Origin of the sequence: Pantoea cypripedii (genome assembly GCF_011395035.1) — a bacterium.
Taxonomy (GTDB): Bacteria; Pseudomonadota; Gammaproteobacteria; order Enterobacterales; family Enterobacteriaceae; genus Pantoea; species Pantoea cypripedii_A.
Map to the genome: position 1 here is coordinate 292,028 of NZ_CP024768.1, position 23,648 is coordinate 315,675.

At 53.1% G+C, this 23,648-nt stretch carries 24 protein-coding genes; 16 read left to right on the forward strand and 8 right to left on the reverse strand.

Going from position 1 to position 23,648, the window contains the following annotated elements:
• The first annotated feature begins 82 nt into the window (after positions 1–82).
• Positions 83–601 (forward strand): chorismate lyase, encoded by a 519-nt coding sequence (gene ubiC, locus CUN67_RS01330; RefSeq protein WP_208713683.1) that lies wholly within the window; start codon positions 83–85, stop codon positions 599–601.
• A 5-nt stretch (positions 602–606) separates the two neighbouring features.
• On the forward strand, positions 607–1,491 hold the full coding sequence (gene ubiA, locus CUN67_RS01335) for a 4-hydroxybenzoate octaprenyltransferase (RefSeq protein ID WP_208713684.1): 885 nt from the start codon (positions 607–609) through the stop codon (positions 1,489–1,491).
• A 70-nt stretch (positions 1,492–1,561) separates the two neighbouring features.
• Here ubiA and plsB read toward each other — a convergent pair whose 3' ends face one another.
• Complete coding sequence (gene plsB, locus CUN67_RS01340) at positions 1,562–3,985, reverse strand: glycerol-3-phosphate 1-O-acyltransferase PlsB (RefSeq protein ID WP_208713685.1); 2,424 nt, start codon at positions 3,983–3,985, stop codon at positions 1,562–1,564.
• A 126-nt stretch (positions 3,986–4,111) separates the two neighbouring features.
• Here plsB and CUN67_RS01345 point away from each other — a divergent pair, with 126 nt between their 5' ends.
• The 4 genes from CUN67_RS01345 to CUN67_RS01360 all read left to right on the forward strand — a co-directional run bounded on the left by CUN67_RS01345 (position 4,112) and on the right by CUN67_RS01360 (position 6,994).
• Positions 4,112–4,480, forward strand: a complete 369-nt coding sequence (locus CUN67_RS01345; RefSeq protein ID WP_208713686.1) for a diacylglycerol kinase — start codon at positions 4,112–4,114, stop codon at positions 4,478–4,480.
• A gap of 105 nt (positions 4,481–4,585) precedes the next feature.
• On the forward strand, positions 4,586–5,200 hold the full coding sequence (gene lexA, locus CUN67_RS01350; protein ID WP_208713687.1) for a transcriptional repressor LexA: 615 nt from the start codon (positions 4,586–4,588) through the stop codon (positions 5,198–5,200).
• Positions 5,201–5,292: 92 nt separating this feature from the next.
• Positions 5,293–6,618 (forward strand): MATE family efflux transporter DinF, encoded by a 1,326-nt coding sequence (gene dinF / locus CUN67_RS01355; RefSeq protein ID WP_208713688.1) that lies wholly within the window; start codon positions 5,293–5,295, stop codon positions 6,616–6,618.
• A 163-nt stretch (positions 6,619–6,781) separates the two neighbouring features.
• Positions 6,782–6,994 carry a CsbD family protein gene (locus CUN67_RS01360; protein WP_084871830.1) on the forward strand — a complete coding sequence of 71 codons (213 nt, stop codon included), beginning with the start codon at positions 6,782–6,784 and terminating at the stop codon, positions 6,992–6,994.
• A 69-nt stretch (positions 6,995–7,063) separates the two neighbouring features.
• On the opposite strand, the gene zur is transcribed toward CUN67_RS01360, so the two are convergent.
• Complete coding sequence (gene zur, locus CUN67_RS01365; protein ID WP_208713689.1) at positions 7,064–7,585, reverse strand: zinc uptake transcriptional repressor Zur; 522 nt, start codon at positions 7,583–7,585, stop codon at positions 7,064–7,066.
• 449 nt (positions 7,586–8,034) lie between these two features.
• Between zur and CUN67_RS01370 the strand changes: the two genes are divergently transcribed.
• The 3 genes from CUN67_RS01370 to pspG all read left to right on the forward strand — a co-directional run bounded on the left by CUN67_RS01370 (position 8,035) and on the right by pspG (position 10,903).
• The gene (locus CUN67_RS01370) at positions 8,035–9,285 is read left to right on the forward strand and encodes a conjugal transfer protein TraF (protein WP_208713690.1); all 1,251 of its coding nucleotides are present in this window, start codon (positions 8,035–8,037) and stop codon (positions 9,283–9,285) included.
• A 98-nt stretch (positions 9,286–9,383) separates the two neighbouring features.
• Positions 9,384–10,379, forward strand: coding sequence for a tRNA dihydrouridine(20/20a) synthase DusA (gene dusA, locus CUN67_RS01375; protein WP_208713691.1), 996 nt, complete (start codon positions 9,384–9,386; stop codon positions 10,377–10,379).
• 257 nt (positions 10,380–10,636) lie between these two features.
• On the forward strand, positions 10,637–10,903 hold the full coding sequence (gene pspG / locus CUN67_RS01380) for an envelope stress response protein PspG (protein WP_208713692.1): 267 nt from the start codon (positions 10,637–10,639) through the stop codon (positions 10,901–10,903).
• Positions 10,904–11,094: 191 nt separating this feature from the next.
• Here pspG and CUN67_RS01385 read toward each other — a convergent pair whose 3' ends face one another.
• The gene (locus CUN67_RS01385) at positions 11,095–12,078 is read right to left on the reverse strand and encodes a quinone oxidoreductase (RefSeq protein WP_208713693.1); all 984 of its coding nucleotides are present in this window, start codon (positions 12,076–12,078) and stop codon (positions 11,095–11,097) included.
• Positions 12,079–12,152: 74 nt separating this feature from the next.
• On the opposite strand from CUN67_RS01385, the gene dnaB reads away from it, so the two are divergent.
• The 6 genes from dnaB to CUN67_RS01415 all read left to right on the forward strand — a co-directional run bounded on the left by dnaB (position 12,153) and on the right by CUN67_RS01415 (position 17,171).
• Complete coding sequence (gene dnaB, locus CUN67_RS01390) at positions 12,153–13,559, forward strand: replicative DNA helicase (protein WP_208713694.1); 1,407 nt, start codon at positions 12,153–12,155, stop codon at positions 13,557–13,559.
• Positions 13,560–13,687: 128 nt separating this feature from the next.
• Positions 13,688–14,179 (forward strand): Lrp/AsnC family transcriptional regulator, encoded by a 492-nt coding sequence (locus CUN67_RS01395; protein ID WP_084871837.1) that lies wholly within the window; start codon positions 13,688–13,690, stop codon positions 14,177–14,179.
• 228 nt (positions 14,180–14,407) lie between these two features.
• The gene (locus CUN67_RS01400; RefSeq protein ID WP_208713695.1) at positions 14,408–15,022 is read left to right on the forward strand and encodes a YitT family protein; all 615 of its coding nucleotides are present in this window, start codon (positions 14,408–14,410) and stop codon (positions 15,020–15,022) included.
• Positions 15,023–15,070: 48 nt separating this feature from the next.
• Positions 15,071–16,264, forward strand: coding sequence for an amino acid aminotransferase (locus CUN67_RS01405; protein WP_208713696.1), 1,194 nt, complete (start codon positions 15,071–15,073; stop codon positions 16,262–16,264).
• Positions 16,265–16,401: 137 nt separating this feature from the next.
• On the forward strand, positions 16,402–16,818 hold the full coding sequence (locus tag CUN67_RS01410) for a secondary thiamine-phosphate synthase enzyme YjbQ (protein WP_208713697.1): 417 nt from the start codon (positions 16,402–16,404) through the stop codon (positions 16,816–16,818).
• A 2-nt stretch (positions 16,819–16,820) separates the two neighbouring features.
• Positions 16,821–17,171 (forward strand): MmcQ/YjbR family DNA-binding protein, encoded by a 351-nt coding sequence (locus tag CUN67_RS01415; RefSeq protein ID WP_208713698.1) that lies wholly within the window; start codon positions 16,821–16,823, stop codon positions 17,169–17,171.
• Here the strand turns inward: CUN67_RS01415 and CUN67_RS01420 are convergent.
• Together CUN67_RS01420 and uvrA are read right to left on the reverse strand one after the other, a co-directional pair.
• Positions 17,168–18,232, reverse strand: coding sequence for an NAD(P)-dependent alcohol dehydrogenase (locus CUN67_RS01420; protein WP_084871842.1), 1,065 nt, complete (start codon positions 18,230–18,232; stop codon positions 17,168–17,170). The genes CUN67_RS01415 and CUN67_RS01420 overlap by 4 nt on opposite strands.
• Positions 18,233–18,456: 224 nt before the next feature.
• On the reverse strand, positions 18,457–21,285 hold the full coding sequence (gene uvrA / locus CUN67_RS01425; RefSeq protein WP_208713699.1) for an excinuclease ABC subunit UvrA: 2,829 nt from the start codon (positions 21,283–21,285) through the stop codon (positions 18,457–18,459).
• A gap of 213 nt (positions 21,286–21,498) precedes the next feature.
• Between uvrA and ssb1 the strand changes: the two genes are divergently transcribed.
• Positions 21,499–22,044, forward strand: a complete 546-nt coding sequence (ssb1, locus tag CUN67_RS01430; RefSeq protein ID WP_208713700.1) for a single-stranded DNA-binding protein — start codon at positions 21,499–21,501, stop codon at positions 22,042–22,044.
• A 156-nt stretch (positions 22,045–22,200) separates the two neighbouring features.
• Here ssb1 and CUN67_RS01435 read toward each other — a convergent pair whose 3' ends face one another.
• The 3 genes from CUN67_RS01435 to parS all read right to left on the reverse strand — a co-directional run bounded on the left by CUN67_RS01435 (position 22,201) and on the right by parS (position 23,461).
• On the reverse strand, positions 22,201–22,410 hold the full coding sequence (locus tag CUN67_RS01435; RefSeq protein ID WP_208713701.1) for a YdgH/BhsA/McbA-like domain containing protein: 210 nt from the start codon (positions 22,408–22,410) through the stop codon (positions 22,201–22,203).
• A 149-nt stretch (positions 22,411–22,559) separates the two neighbouring features.
• A complete protein-coding gene (locus tag CUN67_RS01440; RefSeq protein WP_208713702.1) occupies positions 22,560–23,021 on the reverse strand; it encodes an RES family NAD+ phosphorylase in 462 nt (153 codons plus the stop codon).
• Positions 23,018–23,461, reverse strand: coding sequence for a type II RES/Xre toxin-antitoxin system antitoxin (gene parS, locus CUN67_RS01445; protein WP_208713703.1), 444 nt, complete (start codon positions 23,459–23,461; stop codon positions 23,018–23,020). Before parS ends, CUN67_RS01440 begins: the two co-directional genes overlap by 4 nt.
• Positions 23,462–23,648 lie beyond the last annotated feature (187 nt).

Consider the following 23,648-nt stretch of genomic DNA (forward strand, 5'->3'; position numbering starts at 1 on the left):
AACCGCGCCGTTATCAATTCGTGCAAGCACGCAGCGCCGGTGGTGCGTTACACTGAGGCACTTTTTTCTGTGGAGTGTTTTTATGTCTCAGGATGCGCTGGCGCAACTGCGCGCGCTGCACTGGTTACCCGCTTCTTCCCCCACGCTTTCAGCCCCTTTGCTGGACTGGCTTATGGAAGAAGATTCAATGACCCGGCGTTTTGAGCAGCATTGCCAGCAGGTTACCGTTCAGGTGGTGCGTGAAGGTTTTATCCCTGCCAGCGAGCTGGGGGATGAAGGCCAGCAACTGCCAGAGGACGAACGTTTCTGGCTGCGGGAAATTATCCTGTGTGGTGATGGCATCCCCTGGCTGGCGGGGCGAACTCTGGTGCCGGAAAGCACGCTCAATGGACCCGAACAGATGCTACAGCAACTTGGCACACGTCCACTGGGTCGTTATCTTTTCGCCTCTTCAACGCTGACACGCGATTTTATCGAGCCAGGCCAGGTTGATGAATTGTGGGGACGGCGTTCTCGCCTGCGTTTATCAGGCAAGCCACTGTTGTTAACTGAACTGTTTTTACCTGCGTCGCCGCTGTACCGCGCGCTGGTTAAAGGATAAGGATTGTGCAAAAGACTCTGGGAATAAATAAATGGCAGGCTTACTGCCGCCTGATGCGCATTGATAAACCCATTGGCACCTTGCTGTTGTTGTGGCCCACGCTATGGGCGCTGTGGCTATCGGGTATGGCGATCCCGCCGTTATCGGTACTGCTGGTGTTTGTGTTGGGTGTGATCGTGATGCGTGCTGCGGGTTGTGTGATCAATGACTACGCTGACCGTAAAGTCGATGGGCATGTGAAACGAACTGCCGCCCGACCGCTGGCCAGTGGGCTGGTGTCGGAGAAAGAGGCGAAGCTGCTGTTTGTTGGCCTGGCGTTGCTGGCATTTGTACTGGTACTGACCATGAATCGTATGACGATTCTGCTGTCTGTTGTCGGGCTGGCATTGGCCTGGGTCTATCCCTTTATGAAGCGCTACACCCATCTGCCCCAGGTCGTTTTGGGAGCGGCATTTGGCTGGGCGATTCCAATGGGCTGGGCAGCGGTAAGTGAGTCCTTACCTCTTGTCTGCTGGCTGGTGTTCATTGCTAACCTGTGCTGGACCGTCGCATACGATACACAATACGCGATGGTGGACAGGGATGATGATCTGAAGATTGGGGTGAAATCGACGGCGATTCTGTTTGGTCGTTATGACAAGCTGATCATCGGCCTGCTGCAACTGGCGACGCTGGGTCTGATGGTGGTGGTGGGATTATTGCTGAATCTGAATGGCGCATTTTACTGGTCGCTGCTGCTGGCCGCAGGCTTGTTTGTCCATCAGCAGAAACTGATTGCCCGGCGTGAGCGTGATCCCTGCTTCCAGGCGTTCCTCAACAATAACTACGTTGGCCTGGTGCTGTTTATTGGCATCCTGTTGAATACCCTGCCGTTTATTAATTTGATGTAGTAGCGGTATATCAGACGAAAAAAAAGCCGTCATCGGTAAAGGATGGCGGCTTTTTTATTTCTGACTGACCTTAGTCGTGAGCGGTGGCGCTTTCAATCGTCAGGCGCACATCGCTGGTGACCAGCTCTGCCAGCATCTGCCACATAATTTGCGTGCGTTGCACATCGGCATCGCCGCTGTCGTTGATATAGCCCTCATCACGCAGGGTCATCACCAGCGTCGTGAATACCGCTTTATCAAAGAACTCTGGTGCGTTAATGCCGTGAAGCACGGACAGGCGCTGCGCCAGCGTGCGGCTCTCTTTCTCCAGCGTGCCACGGTTGATGCCGGGTTTTGCGCTGAGGATAGAGAAGGTAATGGCAAAGCGCTGTAAGGTTTCACGAATACCGGCTGCCAGCAGCTGAAGGGTACGATAGCGTGCAGCACTCAGCTTCAGCATACCATCCTGTTGGCTAACCAGACCCTGGCGCACCATTTCGCCACACAGGTCCTGCAGCAAGGCAGGTAACTCTTCGCTGCTCCAGCGCAGGAACAGTTCACTCTTCAGCATTGGATACACCAGGCTTACCTGACGCAGTAACTCCGCTTCATCGATTTCCCGGTGCTGCTGCACAATCGCGGCAATCAGTGATGGCATCACCAGCATATGCTGGATGTTGTTGCGGTAGTAAGTCATCAGTACCGCCTGCTCGCGCGGCAGAATGATGATGTCACCAATGTTGTCCTGCTCGGTCTCAAACTTGTTCATGCCCATGGCGTGATCAAGCAGCGCTTCAGCATTGAGATCCGGCACGGTGGATTCTGATGAGTAGGGGACATTGCGCAGCAATTGGGTATAGCATTCCAGTTGCTCGATCAGTTGTTCACGAGTCAGCGAACGCTGACGCGATGCCAGCAGCGCAGTAACGCACAGATTCATCGCGTTGGCGGCACCGGCTTCGTTAATCCGCACCATCAGACGGTTCGCAATGTCATTCACTGCGGGGGTCATCCACGCCTGACGCGGTGGTTCAATCGGATCGATGGACTCACGCCATTCCGGCACATGTTTGTTCAGGTAATTCACCAGCGGCAGCGGTTCGCCGAAGTTGACATAGCCCTGGCCCAGATTGCGCAGCTTACGCAGGCCGTGCACCATCTGCATAAAGCCTTCTTTTTCTTTCACCGCCCCGCGTAGTTCTTTGGCGTAGGTGCCGACTTCCATCACATGCTCGTAACCAATGTAAATCGGCACGAAGGTAATCGGACGGCTGCTGCCACGCAACAGGGCCTGTAACGTCATCGACAGGGTGCCGGTTTTCGGATCCAGCAGTCGGCCGGTACGTGAACGCCCGCCCTCGACAAAGTATTCAACCGAGTAGCCGCGATTAAACAACTCGCCAAGATATTCACGAAAAACAGTGGAATAGAGCTTGTTGCCTTTGAATGTACGGCGAATAAAGAACGCGCCCAGGCGACGGAAAATCGGACCCGCAGGCCAGAAGTTAAGATTGATACCGGCAGCGATGTGCGGGGGGACCAGACCCTGGTGGTAAAGCACATAGGAGAGCAGCAGGTAATCCATATGGCTGCGGTGGCAGGGAACATAGACAAGCTCGTGTCCATCCTGCGCCAGCTGACGCACGCGCTCGCCGCCATTAACGTTGATACCCTGATAGAGACGGCTCCACATCCATCCCATTACACGGTCAGTGACGCGAATAGCCTCATACGAGAAGTCAGCCGCAATCTCTTCCATCATTTCAATGGCGTTCTGCTGTGCCTTCTCATGGGAAATCTTTTTGCTGCGTGCTTCATCTTCCACTGCTTTTTCAATAGCTTTGGATTGCAAGAGCTTGTTGAACAGATCCTGACGGGCGGGTAAACGCGGGCCGATGGCAGCCAAACGCTGGCGGGCAAAGTGAATACGCGCCACGCGGGCCAGCTTTTGTGCAATTGATTTGTCAGTGCCGTGTTCGGAGGCCATCTGACGCAGCGACACCGTCGGCGAGAAGCGGACAAAGCTGTCGCGGCCATGCCAGAGAATGGCAAAGAACTTCTGAACACCGTTAAGAATGCGCAGATGTGGCGTCTGTTCGCCCTGTACTTCACGCCCTGGTGCGCGCCCAAACATCACCGACACCGGCAGCATTTGCACATCCAACTCAGGATTGCTGCGATGCAGATCGAGATAGTCATGAAATAGCTTCACTGACTCCAGATTCGGCACGAAATAAGGGAAAACGCGCGGACCGTCGTGGATAAAGACATAGCGAGGCAACAATGTGCCATCAATTTCCAGCGGTGTGAGCGGATCTGGCAGATCGTGTTTCAGACACTGCGAACGCAGTGTGAGCAGATCGGCCTTGGAATCGTAAGGCAGCACATATAGGATCGGCCGCGTCGGATCTAACCCATGTTCAGACACAGGATCCGACGGAATAGCCTTACTCTTTACCAAAATGGAGAGTGGTAAATTCAATAATTTATAATAAAGTTTACGCCAACCTGACATAGACAACTTCAAGCCTCTTGTTAGCAAAGCGCGGCAAGCATACCAGAAAGTGCCGCGAAGATCTGTGGCTGTGCCATTCCCGGCTGCCCAGACATTGACGTCAAAACGAGTAAAGGGTTCAACGACATGGCAAATAACGTCACCGGTATTCTCAGAATAGTAAAAGCTGCCGGTTATTCCTGGCGGGGATTGCGTGCCGCCTGGCAACATGAAGCGGCGTTTCGCCAGGAGACCATCGCCGCACTGGTGGCGATGGTGGTGGCATGCTGGCTGGATGTTGACGCCGTTTCCCGTGTGCTGATGATTGGTTCTGTGGTGCTGGTGGTCATTGTCGAGATCATGAATAGTGCCATTGAAGCCGTCGTTGATCGCATCGGTCAGGAGCGCCACCCGTTGGCAGGACGCGCTAAGGATATGGGGTCGGCTGCCGTATTGTTGGCTATCTTACTGGCTGTTTTCGTCTGGATCGCGCTGCTTTGGTCGCATGTGCGATAAGGATTCCGGATTCATCAACTCGCTGATTTTTCCCTCAGTTTTGGTTTCCATTTCGCCAATACCTGTATATACTCACAGCGACTGTATAAACAACCAGGGGGCGGGATGAAAGCGTTAACCAGCAGGCAGCAACAGGTCTATGATCTGATTCGCGACCATATCAACCAGACGGGCATGCCGCCAACGCGTGCGGAAATTGCTGCTCAACTGGGCTTCCGCTCACCTAATGCGGCAGAGGAACATCTGAAAGCTCTGGCACGCAAAGGCGTGATTGAAATCGTCTCCGGTGCGTCGCGCGGTATTCGTTTATTAATGGAAGAAGAAGCCAGTGAGGGGCTGCCGTTGATTGGCCGTGTCGCTGCCGGTGAACCATTACTGGCGCAGGAGCACATTGAGGCCCATTACCAGGTGGATGCTAACCTCTTCAAACCTACCGCTGATTTCCTGCTGCGCGTTAGCGGCATGTCGATGAAAGATATCGGCATTATGGATGGTGACTTACTGGCGGTACACAAGACTCAGGAAGTGCGTAATGGCCAGGTTGTGGTGGCGCGCATTGATGATGAAGTCACGGTGAAACGCTGGAAAAAGCAGGGTGCGATTGTGCAGTTGCTGCCAGAAAACAGCGAATTCCAGCCGATTGTGGTGGATACCCGTGAACAGTCTCTCACCGTTGAAGGGCTGGCTGTTGGTATCGTGCGCAACGGCGAATGGCTCTGATCCTTTAAATTCCCTGCTACGGTAGTGCCTTGGTGCTGCCGTGGTTTGATTTGTCAAAATAACTGTAGCGCAGCACAAACCGGGACGGGCTGATGCAGCTGTTTTCCCCCTCTGATAAGACACTCTGGCGGCTGGCGCTGCCGATGATCCTCTCGAATATCACGGTGCCATTGCTCGGCGTAGTGGATACCGCAGTGATTGGCCATCTCGACAGCCCGATCTATCTCGGTGGCGTGGCTGTGGGTAGCACAGCAACCAGTTTCATTTTTATGCTGTTGCTGTTTTTACGCATGAGCACAACCGGACTCACGGCCCAGGCATTTGGTGCCAGCAATAAAATGGCACTGGCGCGTGCGCTTACCCAACCGCTGCTTATCGCCCTGGTGGCGGGCGTGCTGTTTATTTTGTTACGCACCCCTGTCAGCAATCTGGCGGCTGCGCTAATGGGGGGCAGCGTTGCGGTTCAGCAACAGGCACAACTGTTTATTCAGATTCGCTGGCTCAGCGCTCCCGCCACGCTGGCTAATCTGGTGCTCCTTGGCTGGCTGTTGGGCGTGCAGTATGCGCGTGCGCCAGTGGTTTTGCTGGTGGTGGGCAATCTGGTCAATATCCTGCTGGATCTGCTGTTTGTCCTCGGTCTGCATTGGGGAGTGGCAGGTGCTGCCGCGGCAACGGCGCTGGCTGAATATGTCACGCTGGGCGTCGGGCTATTCATGGTCGCGCGGGTATTAAAACTGCGTGGCATTGATTTTGCTCTGTTGAAAGCGAGCTGGCGCGGCGGTGCTGCCCGTCTGTTTCGTCTCAATCGCGACATTATGTTGCGCTCCTTTCTGCTGCAAATCTGTTTTGCCTCTTTGACGATATTCGGTGCGCGCATTGGACCGGATGTGGTTGCAGTCAACTCGGTTCTGCTGATGTTTCTTACCTTTACCGCCTATGCGCTGGATGGCTTCGCTTATGCGGTTGAAGCCTGCTCGGGTGAAGCGGTCGGCGCGAAAGATCGCAGCCAGTTGTTGCTGGTGTGGCACGCGGCCTGCCGCCAGGCGGGTCTGGTGGCGCTGCTGTTCGCCATGTTGTATGCCTTGTGCGGGGAGCAGATTGTCGGGTTGCTGACTTCGCTGGAGGAACTCCGCGAAGCCGCTGATCGTTACCTGGTGTGGCAGGTGGTGATGCCATTGGTCGGCGTATGGTGTTATCTGCTGGATGGTATGTTTATCGGCGCGACGCGTGGCAGGGAAATGCGTAACAGCATGGCACTGGCGGCACTGGGCTATGGCTTGTCGTTGCTCACCTTACCCTGGTTGGGAAATCATGGTTTGTGGCTGGCGGTGACGGTATTTCTGGCATTACGCGGCATCACCTTGTGGCTGGTCTGGCGTCGTCACTGGCGTCATGATAGTTGGTTTTTGTTCAGTTAACTATGATGTGTTCTGTACAGAATAATCCGTAAGTGTGCTGGCTTATATTCATTGTCTACTATAATTACCCTTAACAGCGCAATTAAGTAGCGCTTTATATCGGTTTTGCCCATTAGATTTGGGTATGCCGCCAGCCTCAATGACAATGACATGGAGCATGGTTATGAACAAAGACGAAGCGAGCGGAAACTGGAAGCAATTCAAAGGGAAAGTGAAAGAAAAATGGGGCAAGCTGACAGATGATGATATGACTGTCATCGAAGGGAAACGCGATCAGCTTGTCGGTAAAATTCAGGAACGCTACGGTTACGCAAAAGATCAGGCCGAGCGTGAAGTGAAAGACTGGGAAGGTCACAACAAGGATTATCGCTGGTAACGGACCCGTTTAAGGACGATGCTCCTAAGCTCCGATCCTGATGATCGGGTTGGCACAGGGATGTGCCAATTATCCCTTCCGCAACCGCTTTTTCCCCTCAACCTGATGATCGTGATCACAGCTGTCATGATGGGTACAGGCTTCCACTTCCGCACAATTTTCACATAGTCCATGCGCTTCAATCACGCTATGGCGCAACGCAAAACCGGCTTGTTCAGCTAATCCGGAAATGATCTTTTCCACCCCATGCGCATGCTTTTCGCTCACTGCGGCACAGCGATCGCAAACCAGCATCACTGAGGTGTGCGCGGGTTCATCAAAATGATGGCAAACCACGTAGCTGTTGTTGGATTCCACGCGATGGATAAATCCCTGCTCCAGCAGAAAATCCAGTGCACGATAGATGGTTGGTGGCTTTGCCTGGGGTTCACTCACGCGCAGCTGATCCAGTAAATCATAAGCACTGATCGATCCATTTTGCTCGGCCATCAGGCGCAGCACTTCGGCACGTTGTGTGGTCAGACGCACGCCGCGTTGCAGGCAAAGCGTTTCAGCCTGGTTCAGAAGTTGGTCTGGCGACAAATTTGACATAAGTGTTCTCCGGGTAGCGAGTGATGTTATTTTATCACACAAATATTTACGCTGCTGTGATTGCTTTTTCCGGTGAATATTGTCAGGAAAAATCTTGTTTTTCATAAGATTAATATCAGTGTCAATTCCCTCTTTTTCTCATACTGTCATCTGTATTCCTTGTTGCGGATTTATTATCAAGCCGGCTAATAGGTTTTTGCTTTGCAACTCACCAACTTAGCGTCTAAGGTTCAAAAGGGCTTAAGTAATGTCTGGCCTTAATTTAGAAAGCGTTTAATTTTTTGCATAAATACACGACAGATTGCTGCACCAGCAGTCAATTCTGCGAATAGCAGTGCTATTTCCTTTTATTTCACAGCAATAAATCGTTAGCCCAGGTTCACAATAAGGGCTGGTAAATTGTTTCGTCGATGACATGGTGACGACATTTGAAAGGTGATGGCAGGCTCATGGTGAAGACATTATTCAGACGCAAAAAAGTTGCTTATCTTGTTGTTTTGAATTCAGTATTTCTTTCCTCTTCAGCTCTGGCAGCAGGTACCTGGTATGACGCGCGCAATGACGCAATGGGCGGCACGGGTGTGGCTTCTTCTACCTGGAGCTCTGCGGTACTGGCGAACCCGGCATTGATGACCAAAGCAAAACCTGAGGATGATGTAAGCATCATTTTCCCTTCAGCAGGGATTCAGGTTACTGATAAAGACAAATTGATTAATAAAGTCGATGACATTACGGATACCGTCGACCGTTATCAGGATGTGATTAATAGCTTAACCTGGCAGGATTACCTCAATGGGTATCCACAGCTCAAAGCTGCTGCGGGTGATATGGCGAACCAGCTCCGCGATCTGCGTGGCAATACAGCGGATGGTTCAGCGGGAGTGGCACTGGCTGTCACCGTACCTAATGAAACCTTACCTTTTGCGTTTGTCACCAAAGCCTATGGCACTGCGCATATCCGCGCTAACGTGACGCAAAGCGATATCGATTATCTGGAAGGGGTCGCTGACGGCTCCAGAATTCCGCTACCGGGCGATGAAGATAATCTGACCTCCAGTGCCAATGGGCTGGCGGCGTTAGTGACTGATTACGGTATTGCCGTGGCACATGAGTTCAGCATTGCCGGACATCCGGTCTCGGTGGGAATTACGCCGAAACTGCAAAAAACCTGGCTTTATAATTACACCGCCAGCATCTACAACTACGACAAAAGCGACATCAACAGCAGCCGTTATCGCAGCTCAGATACCGGTTTCAACGTGGATGCGGGTATTGCCACTGATTTTGCCGACAACTGGACTTTCGGGGTCACCGGTCAGAACCTGATTTCGCGCAACATCGATACCAAAGAAGTGAATGGTTATCGTGATACTTACCAAATCCGCCCGCTGGTCACCACCGGTCTGGCCTGGAACTACGGCCCCGTCACCCTGACAGGCGATGTCGATCTGACGCAAACTAAGCGTTTCAAATCAGAAGATAGCAGCCAGTATGTCGGCGTGGGCGGAGAATATCGTGTGCTGGACTGGTTGCAGCTGCGTGCCGGTTATCGTGCCGATATGAATTCGACTGACACCAATGTTTTCACTGCCGGTTTTGGTCTGTCACCGTTTAACAATACGGTACATCTGGATCTGGCTGGTTCGGTTGGCGCAGACAATACCTGGGGTGCGATGTTGCAGCTCGGATTTAACTTCTGATTGATGTTCTTCACACCGACGGGCGGCTGTGTCGCCCGTCAATCCTGTGATATGATTGCGCAGATTCTCATCACTTAACCCCGGATTTACTGCGTTTCATGACCGATACCTTCTCTTCGCAACGTTTTTCCATTGCCCCCATGCTCGACTGGACTGACCGTCATTGTCGTTATTTTCACCGCAAGTTAAGCGGCGACACGCTGCTTTACACTGAAATGGTGACCACTGGCGCAATCATTCATGGTAAGGGCGACTATCTGGCCTTTAGCGAGGATGAACATCCGGTAGCACTGCAACTGGGCGGCAGCGATCCGGCGGCTTTAGCGCAGTGTGCAAAACTGGCAGAAGCGCGTGGTTATGACGAGATCAACCTTAATGTGGGGTGCCCGTCCGATCGTGTGCAGAATGGTCGTTTCGGTGCCTGTCTGATGGGTGAGGCGGCCTTGGTCGCGGATTGCATTAAAGCGATGCGCGATGTGGTGAGCATTCCGGTGACGGTGAAAACCCGCATCGGTATAGACGATCAGGATAGCTACGCATTCCTGTGTGATTTCGTTGGCACCGTGGCGCAGCAGGGGGGTTGTGACACCTTCATTATCCACGCACGTAAAGCCTGGCTTTCGGGTCTTAGCCCAAAAGAGAACCGTGAGATACCGCCACTCGACTATCCACGCGTGTACCAACTGAAGCGTGATTTCCCGCATTTAACCATGGCTATCAATGGCGGTATCAAGACGCTGGAAGAGGCGAAAATCCACCTGCAACATATGGATGGTGTGATGATGGGGCGCGAAGCCTATCAGAATCCTGGCATTCTGGCGCAGGTTGATTGTGAACTGTTTGGCCGCGATACCCCGGTGGTGGATCCGGTAGCGGTAGTGCGCAGTATGTACCCCTATATTGAAGCGGAACTGGCGAAAGGAACTTACCTCGGCCATGTTACACGCCATATGCTGGGGCTATTCCAGGGGATTCCGGGGGCGCGTCAATGGCGTCGCTATCTGAGTGAGAATGCTCACAAACCGGGAGCCGATGTGCGTGTGCTGGAAGCGGCACTGGCACTGGTGGCAGATAAGATCCCACAGGAAGCCTGATTGACCTGGTAGCGGCGCGATTTATCGCGCAATTTCGTGCACGTTGTTGGAAAGCCTGCGCGATAAAGCGCGGCGCTACGGCAATATGCTATCAGGTATCACAAGCACGGTTTTATTTACACCACAAGTTAGTGAATCTCACCATTTTATCTGCACGTCATCCGCGTCACTGCCAATAATATCAGTGGGTTACCACAATCCTCATTCTGGCACGCATCTTGTAATGCATTCCCTGTTACCAACACAGGAGAGCCTTCGTGGAAATATTATTTGTTATCGGCTTTTTTCTTATGCTGCTGCTGACTGGCGTATCGCTGCTGGGAGTGATTGCTGCGCTGATTGTTGCAACGGTGCTGATGTTCCTCGGTGGGGTGTTCGCAATTGTTATAAAATTGTTGCCGTGGCTGGTGCTGGCCGTGGTTACGGTCTGGTTATACCGTGCCTTCACCACGCCAGAAGGCGAAATAAAGATGCAGCGACTGAAAAGAAAAATCAGTAAGTTAGAAAAGAATAGCTGGCGCTAAATGCGGGTGTGATCACAGAGTTAATCATTGCTTAGTACAAATACGCAATTAAACATATTTTTTACTTATGTTTTCTGCCAGGATAGCTGCCGTTGAGTCAAAATGAATTCATCGCCGCTGTCCCTACACCAGCGCGAACTATAAAAAAGAAAAAGGGGCTTCCTACGGGAAGCCCCGTTTGCTTTCTGGCCTCAGGGAATCAGCAGGCTGGATCCCAGGGTGGCACGGCTTTCCAGCACCCGATGTGCCTGGGCCGCATCGCTCAGGGCAAATTTTTGTTGTTCCGGCACGGTAATTTTAATCGCATGGCTGGCGATCAGAGAAAACAGTTCAGCACTGGCGCTGTCGAGTTCTTCGCGGTTAGTAATGTAGCCGAACAGCGAAGGGCGTGTGACAAACAGCGACCCTTTCTTATTCAGAATCCCCAAATCAACACCGGTTACTGCCCCGGAAGCATTACCAAAACTCACCATAAGACCATGACGGCGCAGGCTATCGAGCGAAGGTTCCCAGGTATCTTTACCGACGGAGTCGTAAACCACCGCCACTTTTTTACCCTGCGTCAGCTCGCTGACACGCTGCGCAATATTCTCGTCGCGATAGTTAATGGTAGCCCAGGCTCCGGCATCTTTTGCCATCTGCGCTTTTTCGGCTGAGCCGACGGTGCCAATCAGATGTGCACCCAACGCTTTCGCCCACTGACAGGCAATCAGACCCACGCCGCCAGCCGCCGCGTGAAACAGGAAAGTTTCATCCGCTTTGACTTTATAGGTCTGGCGCAGCAGATATTGCACCGTCAGACCTTTCAGGAACGAGGCTGCACCCTGCTCAAAACTGATACGCTCTGGCAGAATCACCAGACGATCTTCATGCACATTGTGCGCCTCGCTGTAGGCACCGAGGGGCGACTGGCAGTACACCACGCGATCGCCTGCCTTAAAACGCGTCACCGCAGAACCCACTTTTTTTACTACGCCCGCCGCTTCGGTACCCAGCCCGGAGGGCTTCACGGTGACCGGATATAATCCGCTGCGCACGTAAGTGTCGATGTAATTGATGCCAATCGCCCGATTTTCCACCTGCACTTCATGTTCAGCGGGATCATTGAGCTCAAAGTCTACCCATTGCAAGACTTCAGGGCCGCCATGTTCGTTGAACTGAATACGCTTTACCATTCTGACTCCTGTGATTGTTCAGCCTGTGACGTTATACTTGCGCGTCACTACTTAAGATCGGTAATGCATTCACTATGGCAGGAAATAAACCCACCAACAAATCGAACGAACCCCGCGACCGTCAGCTGGAAGGTGTGAAAATGCCTCCTCATTCCATTGAAGCGGAGCAGTCGGTACTCGGTGGGTTGATGCTGGATAACGAGCGCTGGGACAATGTGTCCGAGCGTGTGGTCGCGGAAGATTTCTTCAATCGCTCACACCGGCTGATCTTCTCCGAAATGCAACGGCTGCTGGAAGCCGGTCAACCTATCGACCTGATTACGCTGTCGGAATCGCTGGAAACACGCGCTGAGCTGGATATGGCAGGGGGCTTTGCCTATCTTGCCGAACTGGCGAAAAATACCCCAAGCGCCGCGAACATTGGCGCTTATGCGGACATCGTGCGTGAACGTGCGGTAGTGCGTGAAATGATCTCAGTGGCGAACCAGATCGCCGATGCCGGTTATGATCCGCAGGGCCGCAGCAGCGAAGACCTGCTCGATTTTGCCGAATCTAACGTCTTTAAAATCGCGGAACAACGCGCCAACAAAGATGATGGCCCGAAAAACATTGAGCAAATCCTCGAAGCCACGGTCTCGCGTATCGAATCGCTGGTTTCAACGCCGCACGATGGTGTGACCGGGGTAGATACCGGTTACCAGGATCTGAACAAAAAAACCGCCGGTCTGCAGCGCTCGGACCTGATTATCATCGCGGCACGTCCGTCGATGGGTAAAACCACCTTCGCCATGAACCTGTGCGAAAACGCTGCCATGCTGCACGAAAAGCCGGTACTGATTTTCAGTCTGGAGATGCCCAGTGAACAGATCATGATGCGTATGCTGGCTTCCTTATCTCGCGTTGATCAGACCCGCATCCGTACCGGTCAGCTGGAAGATGAAGACTGGGCGCGTATTTCCGCCACCATGGGTATCCTGCTGGAAAAGAAGAACATGTATATCGATGATTCTTCTGGCCTGACGCCGACGGAAGTCCGTTCGCGTGCGCGCCGTATCTATCGTGAAAACGATGGCCTGAGCATGATCATGATTGACTACCTGCAATTGATGCGTGTGCCTTCGCTTTCAGACAACCGCACGCTGGAGATCGCTGAGATCTCGCGCTCGCTGAAGGCGCTGGCGAAAGAGCTGAATGTGCCGGTCGTGGCATTGTCGCAGTTGAACCGATCGCTGGAACAGCGTGCCGATAAGCGTCCGGTCAACTCGGATCTGCGTGAATCCGGCTCGATCGAGCAGGATGCCGACCTGATCATGTTTATTTATCGTGATGAGGTTTATCACGAAAACAGCGATATGAAAGGTATTGCCGAGATCATCCTCGGTAAACAACGTAATGGCCCGATTGGTACAGTACGTTTGACCTTCAATGGTCACTGGTCGCGTTTTGATAACTACGCAGGCCCGCAATACGACGACGAATAACCCTCTTCCCCCTCATGCATGCACGATTTGTGCATGCATTTCACGTCATCACAAAATAGTGTTGGACAACCCCGTCTTTAATCAGGTTATCTGTAGCAAAGCGCACTCAATTACGCTGTGGAAGCAGAATGACTCAGGTAGACGATTACGACCTTAAGATACTGACACTATTACAATCTAATGGCCGCCTCACTAACCAGGAACTCAGTGATTTGGTTGGCCTTTCGGCGTCCCAATGTTCACGCCGACGCATCAATCTGGAACAGGCAAACCTGATTCTCGGCTATCACGCCCGGTTGTCGCCCGATGCTATCGGCCTCGGCATGGTGGGATTGATCGAAGTGCGGCTGATCAACCACACCCCCGATTATGAAGAGAGTTTTCACCGGATGGTGGAACAGGAAACCGCCATCGTCGATGCGTTTAAAACCACCGGTGACGCCGATTATCTGCTGAAAGTTGCCGTGTCTGACCTGGCTTCGTTGAGCGCGTTAATCAGCCAACTGGTGTCGGGACATCAAAGCGTGGCTCATGTGAAAACGTCGGTGGTCTTAAGCCGGTTAAAAGAGAACGGTTTGATGATAATCCCCGAGCACAAAACGCGCCAAAAAAGTGCGTGATGTGCTAGTCTGGTGCAATTAATGCCATTCAAATGCAAAAAACGCGCACCAGATAACAGATTTGTGCATGGATTTATGGATTAGTCCTTAATCGATGCACAAAAACCTGCAATAAAGCGCCTTAGTTATCAATTGGATAATCACTGGCACCCATCGGCGGCGAGCAGACGCCGCCGATGTGGTGCGTTTTTTGCATTTGAACCGCATCAATTGCAATGAGAAAAATCCATGGATAACGTTGTTCAACCTACCAAAATCCCCCATTCCCGCATTGAAGATGCTCTGGCGATTGTGCTGGGGACGCTGATGGTCTCCTTTGGCGTGATTATGCTGAAGCAGGCAGGCGCGCTTACCGGCAGCTCTGCCGGGATAGCCTTCTTAATTAGCTATTTGACACCGCTTTCGTTTGGCAGCGCGTTTTTCCTGATTAACCTGCCGTTTTACTGGCTGGCAGTGCGCCGTATGGGCTGGGAATTCACCCTGAAAACCTTCTGTGCCGTGGGGCTGGTGTCGCTATTTACCCATCTGCATCCCCTGTTCATCCATTTTTCTGTGCTAAATCCGTTTTATGCGACATTGTTCGGTAACGTGGTGATGGGAATTGGGTTTATAGTGTTGTTTCGTCACAAGGCCAGCCTTGGTGGCGTCAATATTCTGGCACTCTGGCTGCAGGACCGCATTGGTTTGCGTGCCGGAAAGCTGCAAATGGCGGTCGATACCTGTGTGGTGCTGGCGTCGTTATTTGTGGTCTCTGTACCTATGTTGCTTGCCTCGATAGCGGGCGCGGTGGTCCTCAATTTGATCATCGCCATGAATCACCGCCCCGGCCGCTATATGGTTTGATGATGCATCGTTACCTGACTTTTATGACCAATCATGGAGATCTGCACCGTGTTTCAAAATGTTGATGCCTATGCCGGCGATCCGATTCTGTCGTTGATGGAAACCTTCAAACAGGACCCGCGTGACAAGAAAGTGAATCTGAGCATCGGCCTCTATTACAACGAGCAGGGCATCATTCCTCAGCTGCAGGCAGTGGCCGCGGCGGAAGAACGCCTGCAGGCGGCACCGCATCAGGCTTCGCTCTACCTGCCGATGGAAGGTTTTGGTCCGTATCGTAACGCGATTGCACCGCTGCTGTTTGGCAGTGAGCACCCGATGCTGCAAGCCGGGCGCATTGCATCTATTCAGACGCTGGGTGGTTCCGGTGCGCTCAAAGTGGGTGCAGACTTCCTCAAACGTTACTTCCCGCATTCCAATGTCTGGGTCAGCGATCCGACGTGGGAAAACCATATCGCTATCTTTAATGGCGCAGGCTTCGAGGTGAATACCTATCCCTGGTATGACGCCGAGACCAACGGGGTGAAATTTGATGCCTTTATCGCGGCGCTGAAAACCCTGCCGAAGCAAAGCATCGTGCTGCTGCATCCGTGCTGCCACAACCCGACCGGTGCCGACCTGACTAATGCGCAGTGGGATCAAACCGTTGAGGTGCTGAAGGCGCAGGAGCTGATTCCGTTCCTCGATATCGCTTATCAGGGCTTTGGCGCAGGCATGAATGAAGATGCCTATGCGATTCGCGCGGTTGCCGCAGCTGGCCTGCCGGCACTGGTCAGTAACTCCTTCTCAAAAATCTTCTCACTGTATGGTGAGCGCGTTGGCGGACTCTCCATCGTCTGTGATAGCGCAGAAGAATCGGGTCGCGTGCTGGGTCAGTTGAAAGCCACCGTGCGTCGCAACTACTCCAGCCCGCCAAACTTTGGTGCTCAGGTGGTTTCCTGCGTGCTGAACGATGAAGCGTTGCTGAACAACTGGCTGGCGGAAGTCGAAGCGATGCGTCTGCGCATCATCGAAATGCGTCAGGCATTGGTTGCGGTACTGCGTGAGAAGCTGCCGGGCCAAAACTTTGATTATCTGCTGAAGCAGCGCGGGATGTTTAGCTACACCGGTCTCAGCGCCCAGCAGGTTGATCGCCTGCGTGACGAGTTTGGCGTGTACCTGATTGCCAGCGGCCGTATGTGTGTGGCGGGCCTGAACAGCCGCAACGTGCATCAGGTGGCGGAAGCCTTTGCTGCCGTAATGTAATTCCTGCCTCTGGCCGTATCTGAACCGCCATGCCTTCGGGCTGGCGGTTTTTTTCGCACAATTCCAGGCCGCTTTTTCCTTTACCTTTTGCCGACATGCTGCACACTTAAACGGTGTGTTTAATTCAGGATTCCAGTATGTGGCACCAGCAAACCTTAACGCTTAGCGCCAAACCTCGTGGTTTTCACCTGATCACTGACGAGGTTGTCGGGCAAATTCGTGCGCTATCAGATGTGCGTATCGGGCAGCTGCATTTGTTGCTACAGCACACTTCAGCCTCGCTGACACTCAATGAAAATTGTGACCCCACGGTACGTAGCGATATGGAGCAACATTTCCTGCGTCACGTACCGGAAAATGCCCCGTATCAGCATGATTATGAAGGTGCAGATGATATGCCTGCGCACATTAAGTCATCGTTACTCGGCGTATCCTTGTTACTTCCGGTCAGCCGGGGACGGCTGATGTTGGGTACCTGGCAGGGGATTTATCTCGGTGAACATCGGGTACACGGCGGATCGCGGCGCATTGTCGCCACCTTACAAGGGGAGTAACCATGAACACTTCGGATTTACTGACGTATTGCATGAGCAAGCCGGGCGCGGAGCAGAGCGTACACAGTGACTGGAAAGCCACGCAGATTAAAAGTGATGGCATTTTGTTTGCCATGGTACATGACGTAAAGGGACGTCCGGCGGTATCGCTGAAAGCCACACCGGCGCTGGCCGAGTTATTACGTGAGGAGCATAGCGATGTGTTTCCAAGTGAGCATCTGAACAAGACCCACTGGAGCACCCTGTGGCTGGATGGTTCGCTGAAAGATTCGCAGATTTACTATCTGGTGGATGCCTCCTGGCAACAGGCTGACGCCACGCGCGCGGCGGGCGTCAGCCATAACGAGGATTAAGCCGCAGCTTCCTCACGCAGGGTGTTGATATCAATCACAAAGCGGTACTTCACGTCGCTTTTCAGCATACGCTCGTAGGCTTCGTTGATTTGGTTCATGGCGATCAACTCGATATCGGAAGTGATACCGTGCTTGCCACAGAAATCCAGCATTTCCTGGGTTTCCGCAATGCCACCAATCAGCGAGCCAGCGATGCTGCGACGCTTGAAGATCAGGTTAAACACCTGCGGTGCCGGGTGATCGTGCTCCGGTGCACCCACCAGTGTCATATTGCCATCGCGTTTCAGCAGAGCAATAAACGGGTTGAGATCGTGCTGTGCTGCCACGGTGTTGAGGATGAAGTCAAAGCTGTTGAGGTGCTGTGCCATCTGATCGGCATCCTTTGAAATCACCACTTCGTCAGCGCCCAGGCGTTTGCCATCTTCGATTTTTGACGGTGAAGTGGTGAACAGCACCACATGGGCACCCATCGCATGCGCCAGTTTTACACCCATATGGCCGAGGCCACCCAGGCCGACAATCCCCACTTTTTTACCCGGACCGACGTTCCAGTGGCGCAGCGGTGAGTAAGTGGTGATCCCGGCACACAGCAACGGTGCAACACCGGCCAGGTCGAGGTTTTCCGGTACGCGCAGCACAAAGTTTTCATCCACGACCATGCTGGTGGAGTAGCCGCCGTAAGTGATGGCTTTGGTTTCGCGATCTTCGCCGTTATAAGTGCCGACAAAACCGTTTTCGCAATATTGCTCCAGACCTTCCTGGCAGCTCGGACAGCTGCGGCAGGAGTCAACCAAACAACCTACACCCACCAGATCACCCACTTTGTATTTGTGGGTGTGTGCGCCAACCGCAGTGACGCGGCCAACGATTTCATGGCCCGGCACCACCGGGAAAATGGTGTTTTTCCATTCATTACGCGCAGTATGAAGGTCAGAGTGGCAGACGCCGCAGTACAACACTTCAATCTGCACATCATGAGCGCGCAGTTCGCGCGGCTTATAGTCGAACGGGGCGAGTTTGGATTTCGCGTCCTGTGCGGCATAGGCATGCGTAATATTCATGGTGTCTCCAGTTACGATGTGTCGTGAGTTTTTTGCGGGATCCCGTCAACCGAAGCGGGCGGGATAAAGGCACGTTAAACGCGCCAAAAAGGAACTGTGTAAGGATAGTCAGCCAGGTGGAAAGCGTATATGCCTGAAGTTGTCTGATTCTTGCCTGTTTCTGCATTTCGCTGCGGAATCCGGCAGAAAAAATCAGGCCCGCAATCGCGGGCCTGGGCAGGGAATTATTTGCTTAACATTGGTTTAAGGAAGCGTGCCGTGTGGGATTTTTCACATTGCGCCACGGTTTCAGGTGTCCCTGCTACCAGGATTTCACCGCCGCCGCTGCCACCTTCCGGGCCAAGATCGACAATCCAGTCCGCGGTTTTAATCACGTCAAGGTTGTGCTCAATCACCACGATGGTATTGCCCTGGTCACGCAGCTGATGCAGCACTTCCAGCAGTTGCTGGATATCAGCGAAGTGCAGGCCGGTCGTCGGCTCATCGAGGATATACAGCGTCTGGCCAGTACCGCGTTTCGACAGCTCGCGCGCCAGTTTAACGCGCTGTGCTTCACCACCGGATAAGGTGGTGGCAGACTGCCCAAGGCGGATATAAGACAGGCCCACATCGATCAGCGTTTGCAACTTACGCGCCAGCGCAGGCACGGCATCAAAGAAGTCACGCGCTTCTTCAATGGTCATCTCCAGCACTTCGTGGATGCTTTTGCCTTTGTACTTAATTTCCAGCGTTTCGCGGTTATAGCGTTTGCCTTTGCACTGATCGCAGGGGACATAGATATCTGGCAGGAAGTGCATTTCCACTTTGATCACGCCATCGCCCTGACAGGCTTCACAGCGTCCGCCGCGCACGTTAAAGCTGAAGCGGCCTGGGTTATAACCACGGGAACGCGCTTCCGGCACACCGGCAAACAACTCACGTACCGGGGTGAAGATGCCGGTATAGGTAGCCGGGTTAGAGCGCGGAGTACGGCCGATCGGGCTTTGATCGATATCGATCACTTTGTCGAAATGCTCAAGGCCGGCGATCTCGCGATACGGTGCGGGTTCGCCGCTGGTGGCCCCATTTAACTGGCGCTGAGCAATCGGGAACAACGTATCGTTAATCAGCGTTGATTTACCGGAACCGGAGACGCCGGTGATACAGGTAAACAGGCCAACCGGCACCGTCAGCGTCACATCTTTCAGGTTGTTGCCGCGTGCGCCGGTTAGCTTCAGCACTTTGGCCGGATCGCCTTTGACACGTTCCTTCGGCACGGCGATTTCACGTTTGCCGCTCAGGAACTGCCCGGTGAGGGAGTCTTCATGCGCCATGATGGCATCGACATCACCCTCAGCCACGACCTGGCCGCCGTGTACCCCGGCACCTGGACCGATATCAATAATATGGTCAGCGGCCCGGATAGCATCTTCATCGTGTTCCACCACAATCACCGTGTTGCCGAGATCGCGCAGGTGAATCAGCGTGCTCAGCAGACGTTCGTTATCACGCTGGTGCAGACCGATGGAGGGTTCATCCAGCACATACATCACGCCAACCAGCCCCGCACCGATCTGGCTCGCCAGACGGATACGCTGTGCTTCACCGCCGGAAAGGGTTTCGGCGGAACGTGACATGGAAAGATAATTCAGCCCCACGTTGACCAGGAAGCTCAGGCGATCGCCAATCTCCTTCAGCACTTTTTCCGCGATTTTGGCGCGCTGGCCGCTCAGTTTGAGGTCGCGGAAGAAATCCATCGCGTGACCGATGCTCATATCCGAGATGGTCGGCAGATTGGTATTTTCCACGAACACGTGACGTGCTTCGCGGCGCAGGCGGGTGCCTTCGCAGCTGGCACAGGCGCGGTTGCTGATAAATTTGGCCAGTTCCTCGCGGACTGCATTGGATTCCGTTTCTTTATAACGGCGCTCCATATTATGCAGTACGCCTTCAAACGGATGGCGACGCACCGATGTATCGCCGCGGTCGTTGATATATTTGAACTCAATGCTTTCTTTGCCGGAGCCATACAAAATCACCTGCTGCGCTTTGTCGCTCAGGCTGTTGAACGGGGCTTCGACATCGAAATCCAGATGTTCTGCCAGGGAGCGCAGCATCTGGAAATAGTAGAAATTACGACGATCCCAGCCGCGGATCGCGCCGCCAGCCAGTGACAGTTCCGGGTTTTGTACCACGCGGTCAGGATCGAAATATTGCTGCACGCCGAGACCGTCACAGGTCGGGCAGGCACCCGCCGGGTTGTTAAACGAAAACAGACGCGGTTCCAGCTCACGCATGCTGTAGCCACATATCGGACAGGCAAAGTTAGCCGAGAACAGCAACTCTTCGACGCTGCTGTCATCCATATCAGCCACAATCGCCGTACCGCCACTGAGTTCCAGCGCGGTTTCGAAGGATTCGGCCAGACGGGTGGCGAGATCGTCACGCACGCGGAAGCGATCAATCACCACTTCGATGGTGTGCTTCTTCTGTAGCTCCAGCTTCGGGGGATCGGACAGATCGCACACCTCGCCATCAATACGGGCGCGGATGTACCCCTGGGTCGCCAGGTTTTCCAGCGTTTTGGTGTGTTCGCCTTTGCGATCTTTCACCACCGGGGCCAGCAGCATCAGGCGGCGGCCTTCTTCCTGCGACAGCACCTGATCCACCATCTGGCTGACAGTCTGTGCCGCCAGCGTGACATCATGATCCGGGCAACGCGGTTCACCGACGCGGGCAAACAGCAGACGCAGATAATCATGGATTTCCGTGATGGTGCCGACCGTCGAGCGCGGGTTATGGGACGTGGATTTTTGCTCAATGGAGATGGCGGGCGAGAGACCTTCAATATGGTCAACGTCCGGCTTCTCCATTAAAGAAAGAAACTGGCGCGCATAGGCAGAGAGCGACTCCACATAGCGACGCTGACCTTCCGCGTACAGCGTATCAAACGCCAGAGAGGACTTACCGGAGCCTGACAGGCCGGTAACCACAATGAGTTTGTCGCGAGGGATGATCAGGTTGATGTTTTTCAAATTATGGGTGCGGGCACCACGAACTTCGATCTTATCCATTCACCTTTCCCGGATTAGAAGCACTCGCCGCGCCTTGCCGACGGCGGCCAGAAGAAACGCGTATTATGGCACAAAAAATAGACTGAATAAATATCCAGTATTTTGTGTTTTTTTGTCTATTCTGGAAGCGTGCTCGAAAGTGGGAACAGCAGCCAGGACATGTTAGACTTGATCGTTTAGAATTGACGCATCAACTCATCGGGAGACAGCAACATGGCCAGTCGTGGCGTTAACAAAGTGATTCTTGTCGGGAATCTGGGTCAGGATCCGGAAGTGCGTTATATGCCGAATGGTGGTGCAGTTGCCAACATTACACTGGCTACGTCAGAAAGCTGGCGCGATAAGCAAACCGGTGAAAACAAAGAGATTACTGAATGGCACCGTGTTGTGCTGTTTGGCAAACTGGCGGAAGTAGCGGGTGAATATCTGCGTAAAGGTTCGCAGGTGTATATTGAAGGTCAGCTGCGTACCCGTAAATGGCAGGACCAGGGCGGCCAGGATCGTTACACCACGGAAATCGTGGTCAACGTTGGCGGCACCATGCAGATGCTGGGTGGACGTCAGCAGGGCGCTAGTGCCGGTGGTGCGCCGATGGGCGGCCAGAGTGGCGGCAACAATAACGGCTGGGGCCAGCCACAGCAGCCGCAGCAGAGCGGCGGTAACCAGTTCAGCGGCGGCGCACAGCAGCGTCCGCAGCAGCAGAGCGCACCGGCGAACAATGAACCGCCGATGGACTTTGATGACGACATCCCGTTCTGAGTCGATTTTTTTCGCAGACGTTATAAAAACCCCGCTTGCCGGGGTTTTTTATGGCTTCAATTCCGTCATAACGGCCTGATTTATCACCCAAACCCCACATACGAAAAAGGCCGCCTTGCGGCGACCTGTCCCGGTACTTCCCTGTACGACCATCCGTTATTTATACAGTTCTGCGGTCATATGAACGCGGTTATTGGCGTGTGCTTCAGTAATTTTGTACTGCGCACCCTGCTGTGCAGCCTGAGCGGCGATTTTGGCTTCGGCACCATCCAGAGTCGTAGCGGAAGCGGTGATGCTCTGTGCGAAGCTGCCGAAAGAAACCAGTGACAGGGCCGCAACTGCAACGAAAGTTTTGATAGATTTCATGGTCATTTCCTCAGAGATAATTTTTAGTTGGTGGAGCGTTGTGCCCCGATGTGAGAAATAATAGACCTGTAGCCTGGTGATTAAAAGCTGAGGGTTTTGCTGAAATTATTCAAAAAAATTGATCAAAATTGAGGCGATAAATCGCAAGACTACGAAATCAACCGGCTATCAAAGACAAAGGGAAGCTCTTTCACACTCGCCAGATACGACGGAAAGGCTGGATGTTGCGGATTGAGGATCGCATTATTTTCCATAGGAATAATGCAGGACGGCAAAATAAGTGCTGCTCCCTCACCAGATTGTAACCAGCCGGTTCCCAAATCCATGGTCGCAATGGGTGCCGGGTCCTGCCGCCAGTTTTGCGGCAAATATTCAGCAGGGAGCCGGGTCACATCATCATCGGGGATTTCAATGCTGAATAAGCTGTAATTATCCAGCAGCGACTCTTTCGCGACATGTACCAGTATTTCCAGGGCGGCAAGCGCGATTGAACTGGCGACATATATCGTGGGATAGCCTTTGTGATTCCAGCGACCACCATATTGTTTTGCGCCGTAGCCATTCCACGCATCTGCGGCATACATGCTTTTGGTTAGTCGATAAAAAATCACGCGAAGACACCATGTTCCAGTCGGCCAATCAAGTCCAGCACATCCAGCGCACCGGTCTCGCTAATCAACAGAGTAATTGGCGCAATATTACCTAAACCTTTTACTGGTCGACCCAACCACGCAGTTGCATCCTGTTTGTTACCGTCAAACAGTTTCACTGCGGCATCCATCACACGCACAAAACGGGCAACCCGTTCGCTTTCGTCCGGTGAAAGGCTTTTGCCAGCACTTTTACGACGTGCGATGTTGCGTTCATTGAGGCCGGTGACTTGCAGAATCTCTGAGCGAGACATGGAAGACCAGTGACGGATATTGTCGATCACTTCGACAGGTAAACCAGATTCAAGCATACGGGTTAACTCAAGCCCCCGGGGAGCCAGGCCGGCGACGCGCCAGAGCGCATTATCATGGGGCTGCCCGTGCGGAATATAGGTTTTCATATGACGTCTCCTCTGACATTTGTCATATATCATTATTGACAATTGTCTGTTCTTTGCAATGGTTTTTGCTCTGATCAGGGTTGGTAATCATTTAACCTTTTGCCACATTCCCTCTGAAGTGGCACAAAAAGCCGTTCATACGCTATCCCGCTCCGCCATCCTGTCTGACCCAATATCACGGCTGAAT

Excerpts from the sequence above, each read along its gene's own strand:
- dnaB (WP_208713694.1), top strand. The coding sequence starts at position 12,153 with ATGGCAGGAAATAAACCCACCAACAAATCGAACGAACCCCGCGACCGT.
- CUN67_RS01360 (WP_084871830.1), top strand. The coding sequence starts at position 6,782 with ATGAACAAAGACGAAGCGAGCGGAAACTGGAAGCAATTCAAAGGGAAA.
- ubiC (WP_208713683.1), top strand. The coding sequence starts at position 83 with ATGTCTCAGGATGCGCTGGCGCAACTGCGCGCGCTGCACTGGTTACCC.
- dinF (WP_208713688.1), top strand. The coding sequence starts at position 5,293 with ATGCAGCTGTTTTCCCCCTCTGATAAGACACTCTGGCGGCTGGCGCTG.
- CUN67_RS01395 (WP_084871837.1), top strand. The coding sequence starts at position 13,688 with ATGACTCAGGTAGACGATTACGACCTTAAGATACTGACACTATTACAA.
- ssb1 (WP_208713700.1), top strand. The coding sequence starts at position 21,499 with ATGGCCAGTCGTGGCGTTAACAAAGTGATTCTTGTCGGGAATCTGGGT.
- CUN67_RS01410 (WP_208713697.1), top strand. The coding sequence starts at position 16,402 with ATGTGGCACCAGCAAACCTTAACGCTTAGCGCCAAACCTCGTGGTTTT.
- parS (WP_208713703.1), bottom strand. The coding sequence starts at position 23,461 with ATGAAAACCTATATTCCGCACGGGCAGCCCCATGATAATGCGCTCTGG.
- CUN67_RS01385 (WP_208713693.1), bottom strand. The coding sequence starts at position 12,078 with ATGGTAAAGCGTATTCAGTTCAACGAACATGGCGGCCCTGAAGTCTTG.
- CUN67_RS01435 (WP_208713701.1), bottom strand. The coding sequence starts at position 22,410 with ATGAAATCTATCAAAACTTTCGTTGCAGTTGCGGCCCTGTCACTGGTT.
- plsB (WP_208713685.1), bottom strand. The coding sequence starts at position 3,985 with ATGTCAGGTTGGCGTAAACTTTATTATAAATTATTGAATTTACCACTC.
- CUN67_RS01345 (WP_208713686.1), top strand. The coding sequence starts at position 4,112 with ATGGCAAATAACGTCACCGGTATTCTCAGAATAGTAAAAGCTGCCGGT.
- CUN67_RS01415 (WP_208713698.1), top strand. The coding sequence starts at position 16,821 with ATGAACACTTCGGATTTACTGACGTATTGCATGAGCAAGCCGGGCGCG.
- zur (WP_208713689.1), bottom strand. The coding sequence starts at position 7,585 with ATGTCAAATTTGTCGCCAGACCAACTTCTGAACCAGGCTGAAACGCTT.
- lexA (WP_208713687.1), top strand. The coding sequence starts at position 4,586 with ATGAAAGCGTTAACCAGCAGGCAGCAACAGGTCTATGATCTGATTCGC.
- CUN67_RS01370 (WP_208713690.1), top strand. The coding sequence starts at position 8,035 with ATGGTGAAGACATTATTCAGACGCAAAAAAGTTGCTTATCTTGTTGTT.
- uvrA (WP_208713699.1), bottom strand. The coding sequence starts at position 21,285 with ATGGATAAGATCGAAGTTCGTGGTGCCCGCACCCATAATTTGAAAAAC.
- dusA (WP_208713691.1), top strand. The coding sequence starts at position 9,384 with ATGACCGATACCTTCTCTTCGCAACGTTTTTCCATTGCCCCCATGCTC.
- CUN67_RS01420 (WP_084871842.1), bottom strand. The coding sequence starts at position 18,232 with ATGAATATTACGCATGCCTATGCCGCACAGGACGCGAAATCCAAACTC.
- CUN67_RS01400 (WP_208713695.1), top strand. The coding sequence starts at position 14,408 with ATGGATAACGTTGTTCAACCTACCAAAATCCCCCATTCCCGCATTGAA.